Source organism: Pedobacter zeae (assembly GCF_014196715.1).
Lineage (GTDB): Bacteria > Bacteroidota > Bacteroidia > Sphingobacteriales > Sphingobacteriaceae > Pedobacter > Pedobacter zeae.
The window spans coordinates 109,884-132,942 of sequence record NZ_JACIEF010000002.1; the positions used below are offsets into that span (position 1 = coordinate 109,884).

General features: G+C 41.8%; 18 protein-coding genes. 10 read left to right on the forward strand and 8 right to left on the reverse strand.

From position 1 onward, the window contains the following. Positions 1-48 precede the first annotated feature (48 nt). Positions 49-2,403 (forward strand): TonB-dependent receptor, encoded by a 2,355-nt coding sequence (locus GGQ60_RS07075; protein ID WP_183761588.1) that lies wholly within the window; start codon positions 49-51, stop codon positions 2,401-2,403. Positions 2,404-2,482: 79 nt separating this feature from the next. On the opposite strand, the gene recA is transcribed toward GGQ60_RS07075, so the two are convergent. Further along, positions 2,483-3,496 carry a recombinase RecA gene (gene recA, locus GGQ60_RS07080; RefSeq protein WP_183761591.1) on the reverse strand — a complete coding sequence of 338 codons (1,014 nt, stop codon included), beginning with the start codon at positions 3,494-3,496 and terminating at the stop codon, positions 2,483-2,485. A gap of 135 nt (positions 3,497-3,631) precedes the next feature. Then, positions 3,632-4,297 (reverse strand): endonuclease III, encoded by a 666-nt coding sequence (gene nth / locus GGQ60_RS07085; RefSeq protein WP_183761593.1) that lies wholly within the window; start codon positions 4,295-4,297, stop codon positions 3,632-3,634. A 432-nt stretch (positions 4,298-4,729) separates the two neighbouring features. Between nth and GGQ60_RS07090 the strand changes: the two genes are divergently transcribed. Continuing rightward, positions 4,730-5,206 (forward strand): DUF3347 domain-containing protein, encoded by a 477-nt coding sequence (locus tag GGQ60_RS07090; RefSeq protein ID WP_183761595.1) that lies wholly within the window; start codon positions 4,730-4,732, stop codon positions 5,204-5,206. Between the two features lie 14 nt (positions 5,207-5,220). After that, positions 5,221-7,500 carry a multicopper oxidase domain-containing protein gene (locus GGQ60_RS07095; RefSeq protein WP_183761597.1) on the forward strand — a complete coding sequence of 760 codons (2,280 nt, stop codon included), beginning with the start codon at positions 5,221-5,223 and terminating at the stop codon, positions 7,498-7,500. A gap of 1 nt (position 7,501) precedes the next feature. Here GGQ60_RS07095 and GGQ60_RS07100 read toward each other — a convergent pair whose 3' ends face one another. Further along, positions 7,502-8,461 carry a hypothetical protein gene (locus GGQ60_RS07100; protein WP_183761598.1) on the reverse strand — a complete coding sequence of 320 codons (960 nt, stop codon included), beginning with the start codon at positions 8,459-8,461 and terminating at the stop codon, positions 7,502-7,504. Positions 8,462-8,668: 207 nt separating this feature from the next. Between GGQ60_RS07100 and GGQ60_RS07105 the strand changes: the two genes are divergently transcribed. After that, positions 8,669-9,313 (forward strand): hypothetical protein, encoded by a 645-nt coding sequence (locus GGQ60_RS07105; protein ID WP_183761600.1) that lies wholly within the window; start codon positions 8,669-8,671, stop codon positions 9,311-9,313. A gap of 1 nt (position 9,314) precedes the next feature. Beyond that, positions 9,315-9,860, forward strand: coding sequence for a hypothetical protein (locus GGQ60_RS07110; protein WP_183761602.1), 546 nt, complete (start codon positions 9,315-9,317; stop codon positions 9,858-9,860). Between the two features lie 265 nt (positions 9,861-10,125). Here the strand turns inward: GGQ60_RS07110 and GGQ60_RS07115 are convergent, their stop codons facing one another. From GGQ60_RS07115 to GGQ60_RS07125, 3 genes are all read right to left on the reverse strand, one after another. Then, a complete protein-coding gene (locus GGQ60_RS07115; RefSeq protein ID WP_183761604.1) occupies positions 10,126-11,310 on the reverse strand; it encodes an MFS transporter in 1,185 nt (394 codons plus the stop codon). 514 nt (positions 11,311-11,824) lie between these two features. Next, on the reverse strand, positions 11,825-12,019 hold the full coding sequence (locus tag GGQ60_RS07120) for a hypothetical protein (protein WP_183761607.1): 195 nt from the start codon (positions 12,017-12,019) through the stop codon (positions 11,825-11,827). A gap of 88 nt (positions 12,020-12,107) precedes the next feature. Beyond that, complete coding sequence (locus GGQ60_RS07125; RefSeq protein WP_183761608.1) at positions 12,108-12,692, reverse strand: RNA polymerase sigma factor; 585 nt, start codon at positions 12,690-12,692, stop codon at positions 12,108-12,110. A gap of 260 nt (positions 12,693-12,952) precedes the next feature. Between GGQ60_RS07125 and uvrA the strand changes: the two genes are divergently transcribed. The 5 genes from uvrA (at position 12,953) to GGQ60_RS07150 (ending at position 20,963) form a co-directional block, all read left to right on the forward strand. Beyond that, positions 12,953-15,766 (forward strand): excinuclease ABC subunit UvrA, encoded by a 2,814-nt coding sequence (uvrA, locus tag GGQ60_RS07130; RefSeq protein WP_183761611.1) that lies wholly within the window; start codon positions 12,953-12,955, stop codon positions 15,764-15,766. A gap of 8 nt (positions 15,767-15,774) precedes the next feature. Continuing rightward, on the forward strand, positions 15,775-16,428 hold the full coding sequence (locus GGQ60_RS07135; protein WP_183761613.1) for a LysE family transporter: 654 nt from the start codon (positions 15,775-15,777) through the stop codon (positions 16,426-16,428). Positions 16,429-16,800: 372 nt separating this feature from the next. Further along, positions 16,801-17,646 (forward strand): metallophosphoesterase family protein, encoded by an 846-nt coding sequence (locus GGQ60_RS07140; protein WP_229685042.1) that lies wholly within the window; start codon positions 16,801-16,803, stop codon positions 17,644-17,646. Positions 17,647-17,665: 19 nt separating this feature from the next. Next, a complete protein-coding gene (locus GGQ60_RS07145; RefSeq protein WP_183761615.1) occupies positions 17,666-18,505 on the forward strand; it encodes a hypothetical protein in 840 nt (279 codons plus the stop codon). A gap of 19 nt (positions 18,506-18,524) precedes the next feature. After that, positions 18,525-20,963, forward strand: coding sequence for an alkaline phosphatase family protein (locus GGQ60_RS07150; RefSeq protein ID WP_183761617.1), 2,439 nt, complete (start codon positions 18,525-18,527; stop codon positions 20,961-20,963). A gap of 180 nt (positions 20,964-21,143) precedes the next feature. Here the strand turns inward: GGQ60_RS07150 and msrA are convergent, their stop codons facing one another. Then, the gene (gene msrA, locus GGQ60_RS07155; RefSeq protein ID WP_221235911.1) at positions 21,144-21,632 is read right to left on the reverse strand and encodes a peptide-methionine (S)-S-oxide reductase MsrA; all 489 of its coding nucleotides are present in this window, start codon (positions 21,630-21,632) and stop codon (positions 21,144-21,146) included. Between the two features lie 551 nt (positions 21,633-22,183). Beyond that, positions 22,184-23,059 (reverse strand): hypothetical protein, encoded by an 876-nt coding sequence (locus GGQ60_RS07160; RefSeq protein ID WP_183761619.1) that lies wholly within the window; start codon positions 23,057-23,059, stop codon positions 22,184-22,186.

Here is a 23,059-nt window from a genome sequence, read left to right on the forward strand (position 1 = left end):
TATTCTATTTAGTATTTGTTTTTCTATCTTTGCCAAAATTTAAGATAGATGAAAAAACTTATACTGATGATTACTGCACTTGCCTGTAATTTTCTTCTGTTGCATGCACAGAATGTTAAGATAGAAGGGCATGTTAAAGACCAAAAAAGCGAAATCCCCTACACCAGCATATCCGTGTTTGGCCAGAAAGTTCAGGCAGATAGCAAAGGTTATTATTCTTTGTACATCAAGGGCAGTGTGCCTTTTAACATCAGTGTAAATGCGGTGGGCTACAAAACATTTACACAGCATATCCCATCGGTAAAAAACGATACGACCATCAATATCGCATTGGAAGCTGTTGCCAATACCCTCGATGAGGTGGTGATCTCCACTTCAAGAAAAGCTGAGGACATTAAAAATATTACCACTTCGGTAAGTATTGTAAATAAGAAAAAGCTGGAGAGAGAAATGGCGATTACGCCCGATTTGAGCAGTATTTTGGCTAATGAGGTTCCTGGTTTTGCACCTACGGCCCAAACCGGTAATAATGTTGGGCAGAACTTGCGTGGCCGCCCGATGCTGGTGATGATAGATGGCGTTTCACAATCTTCGCCCTTAAGAAATGCGGAGGTAGACCTGAGATCGATTGATCCATCGGTACTCGAACGCATTGAAGTGGTAAAAGGGGCAACTGCCATTTATGGCAATGGTGCTGCCGGCGGTTTGGTAAATTACATCACCCTGGTTCCGGATACTGCTGCAAAATTTGCCGGTAAAACCCAGGTCAACTTAAATGGATCGCTGGTGAAGGTTAAAAACTCCGGAGGAGGAAGAATTAACCAGATGTTTTATGGAAAGCTGGGTAAGTTTGATTATGTGGTAAGTGGGATGTACGAGCAAACCGGTGAATATAAAGATGCAAAGGGCGATGTTGTTGGCCCTAACTACAGCTTAGGCGAAACAGATACATATAATGCATTTGCCAAATTGGGTTATGTACCTGCCAAAAATCGACGGGTACAGCTTACCTATAATACTTACAGCAGTTTGCAGAACAGTAATTTTACTTTGGTAAATGGTAATCTGGCAACCGGGCAGAAAGCAACAGGGGTATTGGGAAAACCACTCGGCATTCCTACCGGGGTTGATTATAACCACAATTTAAATCTGTCGTATAAAATAGATAGTACCTTTCTCCGGTCGAGTTTAAATGCTGATGTTTATTACGAAACCCGTAAAGACGTATTCTATGTATCGTTAGGGCGTTTTGATGGAGGTGATGGCCAGTCGCTTGCCAAAAATGATAAAAAGGGAGCACGTTTATTTTTTGAAACACCAATTCTGACCCGTAACTTCTTGAAAATAAACCTGGCCTATGGTGCAGATTTTATGAAAGATAAAACTGCGCAGCCGCTGGTTGATGGCAGGGTATGGGTACCAACAATGGACATGACCAATACGGCACCTTTTGCACAGGCCGATTTTAATATTTTAAGCAAGCTTGTATTTAAAACCGGTTTGCGTTACGAAAATGTAAATATAGCGGTTGATGATTACCGTACCTTAAGAACTACCGGAGCGAACAATACGACCATTACCCCGTCTTTTGAGGTAACCGGAGGAAATTTAAAATACAGTACCTACCTTTTTAATGCCGGCCTAAGGTATAATCAGTTTAATGTTTTTAGTCCTTTTGTGAGTTTCTCCCAAGGTTTTTCGGTGATGGATATTGGCCTTGCCTTACGTGATGCAAAAGTAAACAGCATCGACAAGATTAATACAGATGCCGTAAAAGTTAATAACTATGAGGCAGGGTTCGAAAGCAGGATTGCGGGACTAACCTTATCTGCTTCTGCTTATATCAGTACCTCAAAACTAGGAATCGAAGTGGTGTATGATCCTGCTACCGGTTTGTTTAATACGGCCAGAAATCCCGAAAAAATTTATGGTTTTGAAGTTGCTGCCGATTACCGTTTGATAGATGTTTTAAGTTTATCGGCCAGTTATAGCTATACGGAAGGAAAACGCGATATTGATAAAAACGGTAAATTTAACGACGCGGTAGATCTTTACCTTAACGGGCGCCGCATTTCGGCCCCAAAAGTTACGGCCTCGGTTACCTATAGCCCGTTAAAAGTATTGGATTTAACCCTGAATTATACAGGTATCAATTCACGCGACCGCTTCCTGAAAAACGCCAATGGTGTATATAATGGCAACGAAGGTGCAGTAAAAGCTTATCATTTATTCAGCTTCGCGGGGATTTACCAGGTTAAAAAGAATACCAGGCTTACTTTAGGTATCGACAATATTTTTAACCAGGATTATTTTCCGGCAAGGGCGCAATGGTTTATGCAGCCGGGTTTTTATTCGAAAGGAAGAGGTACTTCGGTAAACTTTGGCATTTCGGTTAGTTATTAACGAGGATTTTAAAAAATAGAAAAGCGTCCCGGTTTTAAATCAGGACGCTTTTTTTATGTTCAACAGGAGCTGATCCGGTTTATTTTTCTGCCAGATGCTCGCCAGTTACTTCGGTTTTAATTTTAATTTCCAGTTCTTCGGCAAGTTCAGGATTATCGCTCAGCAATTGTTTTACGGCATCCCTGCCCTGGCCAAGCTTGGTATCTCCGTAAGAGAACCACGAACCTGCTTTTTTGATGATGCCAAAATCAACACCCAGGTCGATAATCTCCCCATTTTTAGAAATACCTTCGCCAAACATCACGTCAAATTCTGCAATACGGAAAGGCGGCGCTACTTTATTTTTAACAATTTTTACTTTAACACGGTTACCTGAAACTTCGTCTGAGTCTTTAATCTGTGAAATACGGCGGATATCTAAACGTACGGAGGCATAAAATTTAAGGGCATTACCTCCGGTGGTGGTTTCCGGGTTACCAAACATTACCCCTATTTTATCGCGCAGCTGGTTAATGAAAATACAGCAACATCCGGTTTTTGAAATGGTACCGGTTAATTTACGCAGTGCCTGACTCATTAAACGGGCATGTAAACCCATTTTACTGTCGCCCATTTCGCCTTCAATTTCACTCTTAGGAACCAAAGCTGCTACAGAGTCGATTACGATTACATCTATCGCACCAGAGCGGATCAGGTTATCGGCAATTTCCAGAGCCTGCTCGCCATTATCTGGCTGGGAGATTAAAAGGTTGTCGGTATCTACACCCAGTTTCTTTGCATAAAACTGATCGAAAGCATGCTCTGCATCTATAAATGCTGCAATGCCGCCTTTTTTCTGTGCTTCGGCAATAATATGTGTTGCCAAGGTGGTTTTACCGGAAGATTCCGGGCCATAAATTTCGATGATACGCCCTTTTGGAATACCGCCAATGCCTAAAGCAATATCCAAACTGATTGATCCGGTAGAAATAAAATCTATAGGTTCAACGGCAGTATCGCCAAGTTTCATGATGGTGCCTTTACCATAAGATTTCTCTAGTTTATCTAAAGTAAGTTGCAGGGCTTTTAATTTATCTGGATTTGCAGTGCTCATTTCTTTTTTTATTGATTTCGTAAATATAATCGATTATCGGCTAATATACTTAAATGTTGATATTTAAAATACTAATATATTTAGCTAAGTTAAGTGTTTTTTAGCTAATGTCAATAGTAAAATGAAAATATTTTTTTAAGCTTTTAGCTTGTCTCTTTCGTTTTGGGCGGTTAAACGTTCGAAATACCTGCACATGTAGGTAATTTCACAAATATCACATTTCGGGTTGCGGGCTACACAAACGTAACGCCCATGCAGAATAAGCCAGTGGTGTGCAATGTGGATATCGTGTTCGGGAAGGTTTTTAACCAAATCCTTTTCCACTGCCAGGGGAGTTTTGCCATTGGTTAAACCCAAGCGGTTGGCCACGCGGAAAACATGGGTATCAACCGCCATAGCCGGGGCATTGTAAATTACAGAAGCAATTACATTGGCTGTTTTGCGGCCAACACCGGGCATTTTCTGTAAATCGTCAATCCCCGAAGGTACCACATTATTAAATTCGTTAAGCAGGATATTGGCCATGCCCACCAGGTGCTTTGCCTTATTGTTGGGATAACTGATGCTTTTGATATAATCGAAAACAATATCGGGAGTGGCTTCTGCCAGCGCTTTAGCATTGGGAAAGCGATGAAAAAGGGCAGGAGTTACCATGTTTACCCTTTTATCGGTACACTGCGCAGAGAGGATCACTGCCACTAAAAGCTGATAAGGGTTATGATAATGTAACTCGGTTTCTGCATCAGGTTGCTTGGCCGAAAAATGTTCTACAAAAAGTTTGTAGCGTTCTTTTTTAAGCATGCGCAAATATAGGTTAAAGATGGAAAATGTAATATGGGAAATGTAAGATGGATGATGGGAGAGGTAAAACTGTAATTTGTCATCCTGAGGAATAATTTGTTGTGTAAAAATAAATAACAGTGGATTTAAAGATATAAATGTTCTCGAAGTATCGTCATCCCGACCGTAGCGGCGAGATCTTTTAATATCGTCTAAAGATTTCACCACTCCGCTATGCTTCGGTCGAGATGAGGGCCTTTATATTGGAATCAATTAATGAAAGCTCTGTCGAAGAATCTTTATTTCTCAAAAATTAATTGTTAAATCGCTCCATTCACACCAACCGCTTAATGCCAAACTCATGGCCCAACTATAATTATATAAACATTTTAGGTTAAAGTGTAACATCCGGGAAGGCCATACCGCTAGTTTTGTTTAAAAATTAAGCACAATATGAAAACCTTATTTAAATTATTAGCCGTCCAGGTCCTGGTACTTTTAGTGACCGGCAGTTTGCAGGCACAGGAAAAAGTATCGGCAGTTAACCCGCTTCAGGCTTATTACGAAGTTAAAGATGCTTTAATTAGCAGCGATGCAAGCCTGGCCGGCACCAAAGCTACCGCGTTTATGAATGCAATAAAAGCCAACGGGAAAACCAATGCTTCGAAAGCACTGCGTGATAAAATATTATTTGATGCCGGGCACATTGAGGAGAGTAAAGACATCGAACATCAAAGAGATCATTTTACTTCTTTATCGATCGATTTTTATGCATTGGTAAAAGCGGTAAAACTGAATGATAAACCGGTGTATTACGCGTATTGTCCGATGAAAAAAAGCTATTGGTTAAGCGATAGCGAGGGGATAAAAAACCCGTATTATGGGAATAAAATGTTAACTTGTGGCAAGGTAACCGAGGTACTTAAATAAAGCACAAACCAAAAATGAAATTTATTTTAGTTTGTTGTCTGGGGATTTTGCTTAGCGGTTCCGCTTTTGCTCAACATCAGCATCAGGAGGTAAAAGCAACTGCCCCAAAAAAAGTCTCCCTCCAGGCAAACGGTAAAGAAGGTTTAGAAAACAACAGGCTGCCAAGAGTAGTGCGTTATGATTTGTATGTTGCAGATACCACGGTAACCTTTGGCGGTAAACCTAAACGGGCCATTGCAGTTAACGGGCAGATACCTATGCCAACGTTGACCTTTACGGAGGGCGATACTGCAGAAATACATGTACACAATAAGCTAAAAGAGTCGACCTCATTGCATTGGCACGGACTATTTTTGCCTAACCGGTATGATGGAGTTCCCTATTTAACCCAGATGCCTATCGAGCCCAATACAACCCATGTTTACCGTTTTCCCATTATACAGAGCGGTACCCATTGGTACCACAGCCATTCAGGCCTGCAGGAGCAGATTGGGATGTACGGTGCCATGATCTTAAATAAAAGAAAAGAGCCTGCCATCCCTACGGTTCCGGTAGTTTTAAGTGAGTGGACCAATATGATGCCCCATGAAGTTGACAGGCGATTGCACAATGCCAATGATTGGTTCGCGATAAAAAAGGGTACCACGCAAAGTTATGCTGAAGCCATAAAAAGCGGACATTTTAAAACCAAGCTCACCAACGAACTGAAGCGGATGAACGCTATGGATGTGAGTGATGTGTATTACGAAGCATTTTTGGTAAACGGAAAAGACCAATACCAGGTACCAAATAGCCTCAAAGCAGGCGATAAAGTACGGTTACGCATTGCTAACGGCGGGGCTTCTACCTATTTCTGGCTCAATTATGCAGGTGGGAAAATAACGGTAGTGGCCAACGATGGTAACGATGTAGTACCCGTAGAAGTAGACAGGCTTATTATTGCCGTTTCAGAAACCTACGATGTAGTGGTGACCGTGCCTGAAAATAAAAGTTACGAATTTTTGGTAACACCCGAAGACCGTACCCGATCGGCCTCCCTCTGGCTTGGCAAAGGGGAAAAGGTGCCGGCTCAAAAATTACCCAAATTGAAATATTTCGAAGGCATGAAAATGATGAACGAAATGATGGATATGAATGGGAATATGGTAGAGATGGAGGGGATGAAAATGCAGAACCAGGTGATGGATATGAATGCGGTAATGTATACAGAGTTGGATGATGCCATGACAGGTACTGCCGATGCGCATAAAACACATGGCATGGATAGCCACAACAAAGGACCCATTACCACATTGAATTATGATAGGTTGCGTTCGCCTGTAAAAACGGTCTTACCTCAGGCACCTACCCGCGAAATGGAGTTCCAGTTAACGGGCAACATGAACCGTTATGTGTGGACTTTGGATAATAAAACCATCTCGGAAGAAGATAAGATCCTGATCAAAAAAGGCGAAAATCTGCGCATCATTTTATACAATAACAGTATGATGCGGCATCCTATGCATTTGCACGGACACGATTTCAGGGTAATTAATGGGCAGGGCGATTACGCTCCTTTAAAAAATGTATTGGATATCATGCCCATGGAGCGTGATACCATTGAGTTTAGTGCTTCAGAAAGCGGCGATTGGTTTTTTCACTGCCACATTTTATACCACATGATGAGTGGGATGGGTAAAATTTTCAGCTATGAAAACTCAGCACCAAACCCCGAAATTCCAAATCCTAAACGGGCACTTCGAAAACTTTATGCCGATGACAGGATGTTTCATTTTATGGCCGAAAACGATTTTGCCAGTAACGGAAACGATGGCATGGCCATGTTGGCCAATACGCGCTGGAGCATCGGAACCGAATGGCGCCTGGGTTATACTAAAATGCATGGCTTTGAAACCGAAACCCATATTGGCCGGTATGTAGATAGAATGCAGTGGTTAATGCCTTTTGTGGGCTTCGATTGGCGTTACCGTAAAATGGAAGTGGGTAAAGCGGAAAGCAATATTTTTGGCCAAAAAAGTACAAAAGATAAAAGAAGCCTGTTTAGTTTAGGGCTTGCCTATACCTTACCCATGTTGGTTATAGCACAGGCAGAAGTTTATCACGATGGTAATGTACGTTTACAATTCATGCGCGAAGATATCCCGGTTTCTAAGCGATTGAGGGCAAGCTTTATGGTAAACAGTGATAAGGAATTTATGGGCGGACTTAAATTTATTGCCACTAAATACATGGGCATTTCTGCACACTATGATAGCGATATGGGCTTTGGTGCAGGCTTAACGCTTAATTATTGAGTTAACCATTCGTAATCTCGTTCAGCAACTTGTCGCATTCTGCAAAAGCATGGTACAGGTACTTATTGCGGTGTTTTTCTCCCTGGCCGCTAAATGAAACCGATTTCATGATCAGGCCCTGCATCCATTTTTTGGTTTGACTGCAATAAGCCTGGTCTTCGGTTCGTAAGTAATTAAAGGTGTTAAACCTGTTGTAGCAGGTCATGCGGTCTTTAAAATCAACCAGGTAAGCAATGCTTCCCAGTACATCACAATTGTACCAATTAAAGGTATGGTTGGGATCGATGGTTTTTTTGCTGCTAATGGCATACATGTTCATATCGGTAAGGCAATACCTTACCTGCTCTACAATTTTTACAGCCAGTTCGGTGTCGCTAAGATGACCAGCTTCAAAAGCATACCTGATCTGCTCTAAAGTACCGCTGATGGTATCTTTCGACCATATTTCGGTGCTTGGTATTTCCAGATAGGTGGCGTGCAATTCCTGCGAAATTTTAATAATTTCATCGGAGAGGAAGGAAGCACTAAAGGGTATTTCGAGGTTACTGGTGCTGTTTGCCCAAAAGAACAGTTTAAAACGGGTAAGCTCCGGGTACTTGAAAAAATGAAATAAAGGAATATCGTCAGTAGTGATGGTGATGTGTTTATGATTGCTGTTCTTGATGGCCTTAATGTTATCCAATAAATTTTGGAGATAGCCAATCATATCTAAGTCCTCGTTTACGCTTAAGTAGCTAAAAGTAACTGATAACGATTGTTTCGGGCTGTACAGAAAAGGGACGTCGAAACAATCAGAAAGTTTAATGATCTGTTGAAAAGTGAGGTTGCTGTCGCCCCTGATTTTCTTATACGCCTCATTGGTGCTGATCCCTAATTCTTCGGCGATACTCAGCGCCAGGTTCTGGTATTCGGGTAATACAGCTTTAATCGACTGAAAAAATGCTATCTGTGGATTATTCATAAAAGATTAATTTATAAATGAAGTCTTGCTGTTTTTAATAATCAGATTGATTATTGTTGCGTGTTAATTTAGTAAATATAATTTATAGTTGCGTATTGGAAGTGTAAATTTACTTTAAGGTTAATTTTTGTACAATATGTAATCTTTAGAATTAATGGTGCATGGTGGAGTGTTTTAAATTTGATCAAGAATTTAAACCACATCAAAATGAACATGCAAATCTCAAAATCCTTTAAGTCCGGTATACGTATCGCTGGCTTTAATCCAAAAACAACGGTAGCTGTTTTAGCTGCAGTATCCTGCTTTTTCTTTTCAGGCTGTGCTTCTTTTTCTGATAAAATGATTAGGCAGCAAAAAGTAAAGCTGCGGGAAGAAAATCTCAGCCTGTTGGCTGGTACCTATCAGCTCTTTCCAGACCTGGCCTATACAAAAAATGGTGGTGCCGAAATGCTTCGATACACAGGTAAAACAGAACGTTTCCATCAATATGTTGGTAAGAACAAAATGGAATTCGATCCTTCAGCCAATAATACGGTAACTGTTAAGGTTTTTGGAAATAACCGAATCAGTTTTGTTTTTAGGAAAGACAGTACAATTGTTGATTCAGTGACTTTATCAGCAAAGTTGCAATCGCGTGGATTATTGTTGCTGGGGAATAAGTATGTAAAATACCGAGGTGTTCCTTACCTCTTTGGGGGGACTGAAAGTGCTAAAACCCGTATTGGCCTGGCGAACGACAATGGCCTTATTTTAAATCATGCTTATGATAATTCCGGAGCGATTTTAATCATAATGGCAGCTGGTCGGTCCTCAAGCCTGGCCTATCATTTTAAAAGGATAAGTGCTGAGTAATATGAAAAGGCTTTTTGTATTCTTGTTTTTAGCCCTGCTAGGCAATATGGCTAAAGCACAGACCGGTTCCGGTGATTTCCTGAAGATGTTGAATGGTGGTTTAGAATTTGGTGCGGCTACCTTCCGTGAGCCCCTTGTTTCAGGTTTTATCGGCTACAATAAACCTGGATCTTATATCAAGCTTAAGTTTTCATCCGTGTTACAGGATACCTACGAAGTAAATGTAAATGGTGAGGAAACTACTGTGCCGGGTTTTTCGGAATTGGCGTTAATGCTGGGTAAAAAAGTAAAAATTAATCCGAACAGCCGTTTTGAATTTGGTGCCGGTGCAGCAGTGACAAGCGATTTAAAAAAATATGATCAATCGAATAGTGATACAATGCGCGATAAGATTATACAGAAAAATGCGGCCGGACTTGTTGCAGAAGCCAGGTATCTTTTTCGTTTTGTGGATGATGTCTCAATCTCCATATCTGTAAATGGTAATGCCAATAATCAAAAAACTTTTGCCACTGCAGGTTTGGGTGTTGTGTTCGGCTCAAAATAAATTAATGACAATCTGAATGACCGGGTAGGTTTATCCGGTCATGCTTTTTAATTTGTGGGTTTTGAGTAAGGTGGGTTTTGTTAACGGCACAGACCTTTAATCATAAACCTGATGGGAACGGCAGCCCGAGCTATTTCTGCGAGGCTATAGTGTACAGCAGGGTCGGCTATTTTTCATTTGTACTGACATCCATTTTCAAAAAAACAACCTTATAGCTTGCCCAAGCCATTGCAAAATGATGCTTCGTTTGTTACAACGACTATTTTTAATGAAAAGAAGTAGCGGCTACTTTAACCTGTTCGGTGGCTCCCTGGTTGCTTTTAATCAACCAAAATGCAAAGAAAGCACCGATCAGTGCCATTGCTGCACCAACATAAGCCGGCGAAGTATAATCGAAACCATAAACCAGCGGAAGCCCTCCAAAGAAGGCCCCTAAGGCATTACCAATGTTAAAACTCGCCTGGCTTGCGGAGGCGGCCAGCATTTCGGAGCCTTTGGCGCTTTGGATCATCAACATCTGGATAGGGGCAGCTAATGAAAAAGCGACTGCACCGGTAATAAATGTCATGATCAGGGCCAATGGCTGGCTTGCTGAAACAAAGTGTACAATGGTTAAGGTAACGACCATGGTGAGCAATAAAGCTGCAGATGCTTTTGCTGGCGAGAATTTATCGGCCAAACGTCCACCGATGTAATTGCCGAACATCATACCTAAACCGGCCAGCATTAAGATATAGGTTACCGCATTTGGCGAAAAACCGGCAACATCAGTCATTAACGGGGCGATATAACTGTACCAGGTAAATAATCCACCTGTTCCGATAGAGATCATGAAAATGATGATCCACGCTTCCCTTTTTTTGAAGAAACTTAATTCTGCTTTTAAATCGCGATTTTTTGTAGCTTCCAGCGCTGGTAGCCATAATTTTAAACTTAACAAAGTAACCAGGCCAACAAGTACCACAACAGCAAAAGATATACGCCAGGAGAAATTATGACCAATAAAGGTGCCCAAAGGTACACCTACAATATTGGCAATGGTTAAGCCCATAAACATAAGTGATACTGCTTGTGCGGCTTTTCCTTTTTCGGCTATCCTGCTGGCCACTACCGATCCTACTCCGAAAAATGCCCCATGAGGTAAGCCAGAAAGTAACCGGGCAACAAACAGAATATCAAAAGTGGGTGCAAATGCAGATAAAGCATTGAAAACGGTAAACATGATCATCAAAGCAATCAATATCATTTTTGGTGGATATTTACCGGCAATCATAATCAATAGGGGCGCACCAATTACCACCCCTAAAGCATAGGCAGAAATTAAATGTCCGGCCTGCGGGATGGTTACAGCTAAATCTTTTGAGATATCGGGTAATAGTCCCATCATGACAAATTCAGTGATCCCGATGCCTAAACCGCCTAAAGTGAGTGGAAGTAGATTCTTGTTCATAATACCCTTAGTGTTAAAATTACACTATGCAAAGGTAAGGCTTTTTATGGTAGGGGATTGTAAAAATTAGGCCATTTATGAGGGATGGAAGATGTGGGAAGGAAGAGGGGGTAAGGTATAGTTAAGCGGTTGATGGGGTTAGTGGTTTATTGTTAGATTGCTTTATTGTTGGATTGCTGATGATTTATGTTCAGATGTTCATGGGTGATAGGCAAATGGGTTATTGTTAAATTGCTTTATTGTTGGATTGCTGATGATTTATGTTCAGATGTTCATGGGTGATAGGCAAATGGTTTATTGTTGGATTGCTTTATGGTTGGATTGCTGATGATTTATGTTCAGATGGTTCATAGTTGATAGGCAAATGGTTATTGTTGGATTGCTCATTAACGCAATTTTTAACTGGCACTTTGAAGTCACTAATGAACCAATGGCCAGTGAACTCATGAACTATCCCCCAAAAAAAAAGCTTGCCTCACCCTGTGAAACAAGCTTTTTTGACCCGTATAATTTCCTACTTTGTTCTGCTGTAAGCTAAAATCTTGTTGATGGTTTCATCTTGGGGATTTTTAGCCAGCCGATCTAACTTACCTTTTATTTGATCATAAAATAAGTCGATTTCTGCGTCAGATTCCATATCAGTTTTAGGCTGAAACATGTTAGGTGTAGGTAAATTTACATTGTTTTTTGATGTAGAGGTTTTTGTCATAAGCAACTGAATGTGATAAGTTTTATAAACTTAACGATTGTTCAGATGCTTTATTTCAAGCCCTAAAATATTTTATGCAACATTTTTGTTACCCCTTGTAGGTCATCTCTTTTGTTTTGAGCATTTTGCGCAGATTACTCAATGCATAACGCATACGGCCCAAAGCGGTGTTGATGCTTACATCGGTTAAATCGGCGATTTCTTTGAAGCTCAAATCAGCATAATGGCGCATTAAAAGCACTTCTTTTTGCTCGTCGGGCAATAAGTGGATCATGGCCTTTAAATCTTTATGTGTTTGATCGCGGAGCATTCTGTCTTCTGCACTTTCGTCATAAAAGTGTAGCATATTGAAGACATCCATTCCATCCGAACTGGTTATGATGGGGGTTCTTTTTTCTTTTCTGAAATAATCGATCACCAGGTTGTGCGCAATACGCATTACCCATGGCAAAAACTTGCCTTCCTCGTTGTACCTTCCTGACCGCAGGGTGTTGATTACTTTAATAAAAGCATCCTGAAAGATATCCTCCGCCAGATATTGGTCTTTAACCAATAAATAGATAGAGGTATAAATTTTACTTTTATGTCTTCTTAAAAGTTCCTGCAATCCATCCTCGTTCCCGGTAATATATACCTTTACCAGGTCCTGATCATTATATGATTGTAAATTCATAGGTTTACCTACACTAAATCCCTTACTATTTGCCAAAAATTAATTTGTAGATGTTTAATTCCTATAGCTGCTCTCCTATGTTTTTTGAATTGTTAGTTTGGTTTTGAGGTTGTTAATATCCAAAGAAAGTTATTTTTTTATCAAAAAACAAAAAATAAAATGTTAAAAAATAAATTAACCACCTCAGTACCCTATTTTTGTATCTTCTTAAAAACCCAAATTACTTTATTGGGTTTATACCTTTATATCCTTTACAATACATGAGCAAAAAAGAGGCCGAAAAAGATCCGCATAAAAATATTATCATAAAAGGTGCCCGGGTGCACAACCTAAAGAACATCGATGTTGCCATTCCCAAAAATAAACTGGTGGTGGTAACAGGCATGTCGGGATCGGGCAAATCTTCGCTCGCCTTCGATACTTTATACGCGGAGGGACAACGCCGTTATGTAGAAAGTTTATCGTCCTACGCACGCCAGTTTATGGGCCGGATGAATAAGCCTGATGTCGATTATATTAAGGGCATAGCACCTGCCATTGCGATTGAGCAGAAAGTCATTACTTCAAACCCCCGTTCTACAGTAGGAACCTCGACCGAAATTTACGATTACCTGAAGCTGCTTTTTTCGCGTATCGGGAAAACCATTTCGCCGGTTTCGGGAAAAGAAGTAAGAAAGGATTCGGTAAGTACGGTGGTAGATTACGTAAATGGCCTGCCTGAAGATACAACGGTAACCATTTTTTGCCCTTTATATCCGCATAACAACCGTACGATTAAAGAAGAACTGGCTATTTTATTACAGAAAGGATTTTTACGGGTACTGATCAATCATAAAATAGAAAAGATAGAAGCCGTTTTAGATGATGCTGACTTTAAAGATGAGGAACTTAAGGATGATAAAACCGTTCAGATCCTGATCGATCGGATTGTAACCAACCAGGAGGAAGAAACATTAAGCAGGCTGGCCGATTCGGTACAGACCGCTTTTTTTGAAGGTAAGGGCGATTGTTACGTAGAGGCCCAGGGTACAACGAAACATTTTAGCGACCGTTTTGAACTGGATGGAATAAAATTCGAGGAGCCTACACCCAACTTTTTCTCTTTCAACAATCCTTATGGTGCCTGTAAACGCTGCGAAGGCTATGGCAACGTGATCGGTATTGATGAAGACCTGGTTATTCCGGATAAGAGCAAAAGTATTTACGATAATGCCATTGCCCCATGGCGCGGCGAAAAAATGAACATTTGGCTGCAAAACTTTATTAAAGCTGCACCGAAATTCGATTTTCCGATACACCGGCCTTATAGTGCATTAACCGAAGCCGAACAGCGGTTACTCTGGACCGGGAACCAATATTTTGCCGGCCTGGATGCTTTTTTTAAGGAACTCGAAGAACAGACCTATAAAATACAGTACCGTGTAATGTTGTCGCGTTACCGCGGCAAAACCACCTGCCCTGATTGTAAGGGGTCGCGTTTGCGTAAAGATGCATCTTATGTCAAAATAGCTGAAAAATCCATTATCGATGTGGTTTTAATGCCTCTATCAAAAGCTTTGGCTTTTTTTAATGAACTTACCTTAAATGCTAACGATGCCAAAATTGCCAAACGTTTACTGGCCGAAATCAATAACCGTTTTCTTTACTTAAATAATGTAGGCCTGGGTTACCTTACGCTTAACCGTTTATCGAATACTTTGTCGGGAGGAGAATCACAAAGGATTAACCTGGCTACCTCTTTGGGGAGTAGTTTGGTGGGGTCTGTTTATGTACTGGATGAACCGAGTATCGGTTTGCACCCGCGCGATACGAATAAACTGATAGAGGTACTGGTTTCGCTACGCAATGTAGGCAATACGGTGCTGGTGGTAGAACACGAAGAAGAAATGATGCGTGCTGCCGATTATATTATCGATATTGGTCCGGAGGCCGGTACGCACGGAGGGAACCTGGTTTTCAGTGGTCATTACGAAGAGATTTTAAAAGATAATAATAGCTTAACCGGCCGTTATTTATCCGGGCAGGAAAAAATCGCTATTCCGGAGAAACGCCGGAAGTGGAAAGACCATATCCTGATTAAAGGTGCAAGGGAAAACAACCTGAAAAACATCGATGTTAAATTTCCATTGGGCGTATTTACCGCAGTAAGTGGGGTTTCTGGTTCGGGAAAAACCAGTTTAGTTAAAAAGATTTTATATCCTGCACTGCAAAAGGCAATTGGAAATTATGCCGGCGAACAAACAGGTGCTTACGATGGTATTTTTGGAAATTACGACTTGGTAAGTGCGGTAGAACTGGTTGATCAGAACCCTATCGGGCGTTCGAGCCGTTCCAATCCGGTTACCTATGTAAAAGCCTGGGATGATATACGCGCCTTATTTTCGGGACTTGCTTCTGCAAAAGCTGCCGGACTGAAACCTGCTGCGTTCTCATTTAACGTAGAGGGCGGCCGGTGTGATGTTTGCCAGGGTGAGGGCGAGGTAAAGATCGAAATGCAGTTTATGGCCGATATTTATCTTCCTTGCGAGGCCTGTAATGGTAAGCGGTTTAAACAACAGGTATTAGATGTAACCTATAAAGAGAAAAATGTTTCTGAGATTTTAGACATGACCATTGATGAAGCGGTTGATTTTTTTAAGGATGAACAAAAAATCCTGAATAAGTTAAACCCATTGGTGGATGTTGGCTTGGGCTATGTGCATTTGGGGCAATCGTCTAATACATTATCGGGCGGTGAGGCGCAACGGATTAAGCTGGCTTCGTTCCTTATTAAGGGTAATAATGCCAACAAAACGGTATTTATTTTTGACGAACCCACCACAGGGCTGCATTTTCACGATATTAAAAAGCTCTTAAAAGCATTAAATACACTGATTGAACAAGGCAATACCATCCTGGTTATCGAACACAATATGGATATGATTAAATGTGCCGATTGGGTGATTGATATCGGTCCTGAAGGTGGCGATGAGGGCGGTCATGTAGTATTTGAAGGAGTGCCTGAAGACCTGGTTAAAGTAGAAAATTCGTATACCGGAAAATATTTGGCTGCGCATTTAAATTTAAATCCATAATTTCGGCAATGCTTTTTCTGACGTTTTTCATTGGCATCGTTCTCAATGCTATGGGGTATATTCCTCCGGGCAACATTAATCTCACGGTTGCGCAGCTCGCCATTAACAAGGGCATGCGGCAGGTTTGGTATTTCATTTTGTCGTTCTCTTGTGTAGAAGTATTTTTTACTTTCGGTATGATGCGCTTTGCCCGTTGGGCAATGAGTGATATCAACCCGAATGAGGCCATTAGCGAAGTGCGCCTGAGTACCCTGGTAGATTGTTTTATGATCGTGATGTTCCTCGTGATGGGAACCATTACCTGGAAAAACCGGAAAAAAGTGCCTAAAACCAGTAATGCCAAAGAAGATAAACGTAGCGGCAGTGTACTTTACGGATTGATTTTAGGTGTATTAAACCCTGTTCAGATTCCATTCTGGTTGTTTTTTGGAAACTATGTAATTTTACACCAATGGATCGAAACGGATTACCTCTCATTGGTAATCTTTAGCCTGGGCTCTGGGGTAGGTTCAGCGTTGGCCTTGTATTTATACGCACACTTTGCTACTTACATTCAGGAAAAATTTGCCCTGAGCAGCCTGATCATCAATAAATCGATCGCCATATTTCTATTTGCCCTGGCAGGATATTTAATGGTGAAACAGGCAATTGTTATTTTTTAAATAAGTGAAGGCCTGTGTCAGCATGGATCATTTCGTGGTGGCACCTTTAAAAATTGATCAGCGGAATTTGTGGGGTCAGCGGGAGCCTTTTTTGTTTTTCCCCGCAGATTTAAAAAGAGAAACGCCGATTGCCTTTCATTCCGATTTAAATAGTTTTAGTGCCATGGAGGCACAGATCATTTCTTTATAATTATCTGGGTGTCGGCACCGTTAAAAAATCATCAGCTGGATCAGCGGGAAACTCCATCGGCCATCTCTCTGTTATAAAATTGATACACAGATAAGGTTCGTTTAACCTAATCATAACATTAAATTTATGTTTAAGAAGCCTGACTGGCCGAATTTTGCCAGTTGAAACAAAACATATTTAATATGATGTCTGACAGACGGTTTTTTCTGAAAAGTGGCCTGGCTGCTGCGGTAGTGGCCAGTTTATCACCAGTGCTCCCATCATTTGCTGAAGAAAACGGCATTCCGGCCACACCGGGAAAAGGGCCAAAACTGCGTTTCGCCATCGCATCCGACGGACATTATGGGCAACCAGGAACGGAGTATAAGCTTCATCACGAGAATATTGTAAAATGGCTTAACCAGGCACATGAGCAAAACCCACTGAGTTTTGTGATTATCAACGGCGATCTGGTGCATGACAGGCCAGAATTACTGAAGGAAGTAAAAAAGGATTATTACGATCGTTTAAAAGTTCCTTTTTATGCCGTACCCGGCAACCACGATCATGCAGATACCCCACTCTGGAAATCGGTATTTGGCTATGAGGATAACTTTTCTTTCGAAAAAAACGGGGTTGGTTTTGTACTGGCCAATACTTCCGATACCAAAGGAACTTATTTATGCCCCAACAATGATTTTTTAAAGCAGGAACTGGATCAGTTTAAAGATTTAAAAACCGTGTTTGTGGTATTGCATATCCCGCCACATTTCTGGGTGCCGGAGAGCCCCTTTGTAGATTGCCCCGATACCATTAAACTTTTGCACAGTTATGCCAATGTAAAAGCTGTATTTCACGGGCACGACCACAGTCTGGATGCCGTTTTTTATACCAATAAACTCCCTCATTTTTTTGATGCGCATATCGGCGGAAACTGGGGCACGGCTTATAAAGGCTACCGGATAGTAGAGGTTGACGAAAATGATAAGATTAAAACCTATCAGGTAAATGCAAGTCAATCGCCTTTGTTAAATGAAACCAAATTTTAACAGCTTTTAAGCATTATAAATGAAAAAGATATTTTTTGCAGCTCTTTTTGCCGCAATTACACTCCATGGTTCAGCCCAGAACCTGGCAACTGTTAACCCTGGATTAAAAACAGGTAGCGATGCTGCCCAACCCTTTTTATTTACCTTAAACACCCTTACTGCGGAAAATCCGCGATGGAATATCCATTATTCCGGAAGTTATGGCGAACGCACCACCGGGCAATTCGGCTATGATGGCTTAGGGCAGCAATTTGGTGTTAAGGGTTATTTAGGAAGTCGGTTAACACTTTATGCTACAGCCGCCCTGGGTTTTGCTAATGGTGGCGGTGTAGCCTCTGCAGAGCAGGCCGAAGTCATCAGGGATTTGATAGGTGGTAAAGGAATTCCGGGCTTTAGATTAGGCGCGGGCCTGGGTTTAAGTCGCGACTGGTCTAATACCGGATCGGCCATTAGCCGTATTACAGCTTCATTCGATCGTACCAACTGGCGTATGGCAGGTAATTTACGCTTCGAAAAAGCTTTTAGCCGTACACGCGATAAGCTCGATTTTATTACCAGTATGGGTTTTCAGCACCGCATTTCAAACACTTTATACCTGGGTTTTGAAGCGCTTGGCCAGGATTTGGAAGGCTTTTGGGAAAAAGACGAAGCAGAAGGTGGTGCAAAATTATTAATTGGGCCATCTGTTAACCTGGAACCTAATCACAGTAAACTTTCATTCTCCATTTCAGGAGGACCGGTGTTTTATGCTACACGCAGCCAGGTTACTTCTCCTGCGGCGATACGTGAGATTGGCAACTTAGCTTCGGGCAATGGCTATACCATCAGGGCCCTGGTAAACTTTAATCTTCACCGGTAATATTTCAACAATCAAAACAATGAAAAAGTCATATATCCTTATTCTTTTTACTTTTTTGCTGGTACAGCGGGGCTTTGCACAATGGCCAGGTAAAAACGAAACTACACAACAGATTTTGTTGCCCAACGGCTGGAAATTAAGTCCGGCGGGGCATTCGGTGCAACTGGGCGATCTGCCCTTAAACATGCAACTCAGTGCATCGGGCAAATACCTGGCCGTTACCAATAACGGTCAGAGCACACAGTCGTTGCAGCTTATCGATCCTAAAACCGAACAGCTAATCGACGAAAAGGTGCTGGCAAAATCGTGGTACGGAATCGCTTTTAGTAAAGATGAAAAACACCTGTACGCCTCGGGTGGTAACGACAACTGGATCCTGGATTTTAATATCCGCAATAATAAATTGGATAAAAGCGATACGATTAAACTGGGGCCGGTATGGCCGAAAGGTAAAATATGTCCTGCCGGCATTGTGGTTAACAAAAGCAACAGTAAATTATTTACCGTTACCAAAGAAGACAGTGCCCTGTATATCATTGACCCGGCAGCGAAAAAGATTTTAAAACGCGTTCAGCTTCCGGCTATTGCCTACAGCTGTGCACTGGCTGCTGATGAGCGCAAATTATATGTTTCACTTTGGGGTGGAAAAGCGGTAGCTGTTGTCGATTTGCAATCTGAAAATATTGTTCAGCAGATTCCTGTTGGCGATCATCCGAATGAACTTTTGCTCAATAAAAAGGGTAATATTCTTTTTGTAGCCAATGCCAACGATAATACGGTTTCTGTAATTAATACGGTTAACAATAAAGTTATCGAAACCATTGCAACTACACTTTATGCCACTCAGCTAACCGGTTCGACCACTAATGGCCTGGCCTTAAGTGCCAATGAGAAAACATTGTACATTGCCAACGCCGATAACAATTGCCTGGCTGTTTTCGATGTGAGCAAACCAGGGGTGAGCCAGAGTGAGGGTTTTATTCCGGTAGGCTGGTACCCAACCAGTGTTAAGGTTTTAGGTTCGAAGGTGTTGGTTACCAATGGTAAGGGTAATACTTCTATGGCGAACCCGAAAGGGCCGCAACCGGTTTCGAAAGTGGATAACAGCGATTACCACATGGGGAGCACGGCTAATAGCAGGCTGCAATATATTGCCGGTTTGTTTAAAGGTACTTTATCTGTTATCGATGCACCAAAACCCGAACAATTAAAAGTGTATACCAGACAGGTTTATGCCAATACGCCTTTCAGCGATAAAAGGGCAATAACTGCCGATGGTGAAGCCGGAAATCCGATTCCCAGAAAACAGGGCGAAAAATCGCCTATCAAACATGTTTTCTATATTATTAAAGAAAACCGCACTTACGATCAGGTATTGGGCGATATTAAAAAAGGAAACGGAGATTCTACACTAACGCTTTTCGGACGCCGCGTAACACCTAACCAACATGCTTTGGCAGAGAACTTTGTGTTACTTGATAATTTTTATGTAGATGCCGAAGTAAGTGCCGATGGGCATAACTGGAGCATGGCAGCTTATGCAACCGATGTGGTAGAAAAAACATGGCCAACCAGTTACGGTGCCCGTGGCGGCAGTACCACCTTTGAAGGTGGCAGGCCTGTAACTTATCCTAAAGGAGGCTTTATCTGGGATTATTGCCAGCGGGCAGGCATAAGCTACCGCAGTTATGGCGAGTTTGGCGATTATGGTAAGGCCAATATAAAATCTTTACAGGGGCATATGTGTCCGGCTTCTCCGGGTTTTAATATGGATATTAAAGACCAGGTGCGTGTAGATGCCTGGCAGCACGATTTCGATTCGTTACTGGTAGCTGGTGCAGTACCTCAATTTAATACATTAAGAATTTCTAACGACCATACCAGCGGTCAGAAGAAAGGCAAATACTCGCCACAGGCCGCTGTTGCCGATAACGATCTGGCCGTAGGCCGTATTATTGAGCACCTTTCGCACAGTAAGGTTTGGAACGAATCGGTGGTATTTATTTTAGAAGATGATGCACAAAACGGGCCAGACCATGTGGATGCCCACCGTTCTCCGGCTTACGTAATCGGGCCATATGTAAAAAGAAATGCTGTAGTGCATACCATGTACTCTACTTCGGGATTTTTGCGTACCATGGAGCTGATTTTAGGCTTACCACCCATGAGCCAGTACGATGCAGGGGCAATGCCGTTGTACGAATGTTTTACGGCTAAGGCAGACTTTACGCCTTACACTGTATTGCAACCCCTTATTGATTTAGATACCCGGAATGTGGCTGTTAACGAAAGCAGCAGGCGTTCAGAATTCTTTAATTTTGCAAAAGAAGATTCGGCTCCTGATTTAGATTTAAATGAAGTGGTGTGGAAATCGGTCAAAGGTGAACAATCGGTAATGCCGGCCCCCAAGCGGAGTGCCTTTGTGATTCTTGAAAAGAAGAAAAAAGACGACGATTAGAAAAGTACCGTCATTTCGAGCGGAGTGCAGCAAAGTCGAGAAATCTAATTAAATAGATCTCTCCACTTTGCGTTGCTCCGGCGGGGATGTCGACTTATTTATTGGTCTGCCCTAGCGGGAAAACGAAGTAATCTTATTAATAAAGGGTTAATAAACTCCATACCCAAACTCTAAACTGATTTATAGTTTCCAGTCTGGCCTTTCAAAGTGGCAGGTATAACCATAAGGGTTTTTCTGTAAATAGTCCTGATGTTCTTCTTCAGCATTCCAGAAAGCTGTTTCGGGTACAACTTCTGTTACAATTTTGCCGGGCCATTTGCCTGAGGCATCCATTTCGGCAATTAATGCCTGGGCAGTTTCTTTCTGTTCTTCACTATTGTAAAAAATAGCCGAGCGGTAAGAAGTACCAATATCGTTTCCTTGTCTGTTACGTGTTGTGGGATCGTGGATCTGGAAAAAATACGCCAATAAATTACGGTATGATAAAATGGTGGGGTCAAAAGTAATTTCAATGCCTTCAGCGTGCGTTCCATGGTTCCGGTAAGTAGCATTTGGCACATCTCCACCGGTATATCCAACTACAGTCGAAATTACACCCGGCTGATGGCGAATCAATTCTTCTACTCCCCAAAAACAACCGCCAGCAAGAATGGCTTTTTCAGTATTCATATGTATCTCCTTTTTCTAGTGAATAAAGATACGGTGAAGATGTGTAAAAGGAAAGTAAAGAAGGGCGTTATTGGTATCTTTGCCAGCAGGTAACATACTAAACTTACATGATCTTATATTCCTTCTATGGTTAAACGGATCTAGGGTTCTTCGACTTCGCTAAGACTGACAAAATGGGGCGACTGTGAGCTTATTTTGGAGCGCAAGGCTTCTGCAAACACACTAAATTTCTTCCCGTCTTCCGCTTTCCCGAAAGTTCGGGGTACCTCGTTGCTGCAGGGTAACGCTTCAACCGGGGCTAATAGGTTAAGGTGTTTTTTTCATTTGTTAGGTTGCCGGGTGCACAATCCGTAGCTTATAAACCCAATTGCAATGCAAAGCCCGTAAGCGAGGTACGATTGCGGACTCGAAATGGAAAGCGGGGTTACAAGTCGCCAAGAACCACAAGCCTTCCATTTCCTAATTTCAATATACAAACAATTCCGTTTTCGGTCGGTGAGACACCAACCGATAGACGATATGCTATTTATTGTTGAGCTTAGTACCAAGCGCTACCCGCCAAACTTAAAATCCATAAAGCTTACATTGTTCTTGCGTGAAGAACTTACCGCAATGCCTTTACTGGCTTGCCCGGTAAAGGTAAAACCTTCCAGTTCATCTGGTTTATCCGTGTCGATTACACTCAAAACCGCCTCATGGCCGGTAGTGATCGATTGCTGCAGATCGAGGAAAGTTAAGCGCCATTTCCGACCTTCAACCTGGTTTTGAATCAATACAAGGATACCCTTATTGGCAATGAAGTGGAGATTTTGCACCCAGGGTGAGCAGGTAAATTTTTGAACCACTACCCCTTTTTGGCTGGTTTTAGTTGCTTTTGCCAAAGCTTGCGGATCCATTAAGCGAACTTCATTGACTTTGTTGCCATAATCGGCCGTGGCCACGTACCATTTTCCTTTATACTTTACATACTCTGGTCTTACACCCTGTATGCAGGCATCATCATCAATGGTTCGCAATAAATTACCATCTAATGTTCCGGTTTTTAAAAAACCATCCCAATTAATACAGTTAATAACAGCTTTCCACAGCGTTCCTGCTTCGTTTTGCCTTACCGAATTCCCGATAAAAGTAGGTAAGCCTTCATGACAGGCTATTCCTGTAGGATGTTTAATGATATTTTGGCCTTTTACGGTAAAACGGTATTCTTTGTGCTGATAGCTTAAGGAATCCTTCTCCAGTTTATATTCGCGCATTACCCCAACTTCGCGGTCGCCATAGAGGAAATACCGCCCGTTTTGGCAGGTAATGCCCTGGCAGGCCCCCAACGAATCGATCGTTATGTTTTTGGTAATTTTTCCATCCATTTTACTGTTTTTGGCTACCAAAAACATGACCAGCAATATTAATATGGGGTTCAAAGTTTTCAT